General features: G+C 42.8%; 2 protein-coding genes. Both read left to right on the forward strand.

Features of this window, described 5'->3' with window-relative positions:
* Positions 1-418: putative holin (locus tag AC4IFT_RS22335; RefSeq protein WP_490752923.1), on the forward strand; the 418-nt coding region annotated here is incomplete at its 5' end.
* Positions 418-757, forward strand: a 340-nt coding sequence (locus tag AC4IFT_RS22340; protein ID WP_490752924.1) for a hypothetical protein, incomplete at its 3' end; no start/stop codon positions are given. The genes AC4IFT_RS22335 and AC4IFT_RS22340, both read left to right, overlap by 1 nt.

A 757-nucleotide genomic window follows, 5' to 3' on the forward strand; every position in this document is an offset into this window, starting at 1 on the left:
ATTTATGAGCACATCAATAGGGATAACCCTCGGTGCTGCTGGCGGTGGCGCGATGGGCGGTTTCCTTATTGGTGCCGACTATGGTGTTGTGCTAGGGGCAGTTATTGGCGCATCAGTTTCCGTCATTGCATCTAAAGATAACAACCGACGAAAGATACTTCATTTTATTTTAGCTCTAGGTGTGGGGATCCTCATTGCTAAAGAAGCTTCTGATGTTATCTCACAGATATGGAGCTGGGATATTAGCCCTAGAATAATGGCAGTTATTATTTCGGCTTTGTTAATCCCCGTTTTGGTGCTTGCTGCAAACAAAGACAACCTTAGAAAGTTATTTAGCCGAATTGCAGCATCAATAGACCGAAACTTCAGCAGTATCGTACAGGCCATTAAAGATTGGCGAAATAAAGGGGGTAACTGATGGAAACCTTCTTAACTATCTTCACGGATTTAACCCACTGGGTGGAGGTGCACCCGTTGGATGCTGCTGATATTTCGTTCATGCTTGTTTCAGCCGCGACAGTATTTCTTTGTCGTTATGAGAAGCGAAGAGATTCTGTCGTAGGCACTATTTTAATTATTTGTTGGGTTTACCAGATATGGGAAACATTAGGTGGTGAACGAGTGTCAGCACCATCTGATGTTGTATTTGATGGTGTCTTTTTCCTCGTTATCTTTTCCGCTGGTGGCAACATCATGTCAATTGTTGTCATTAGTAAGTTAATGTCCCGAATCAAATCAATCTGGCTGCTAATTAAGC

The sequence above is a fragment of the Providencia sp. UF-183 genome, from assembly GCF_058246155.1.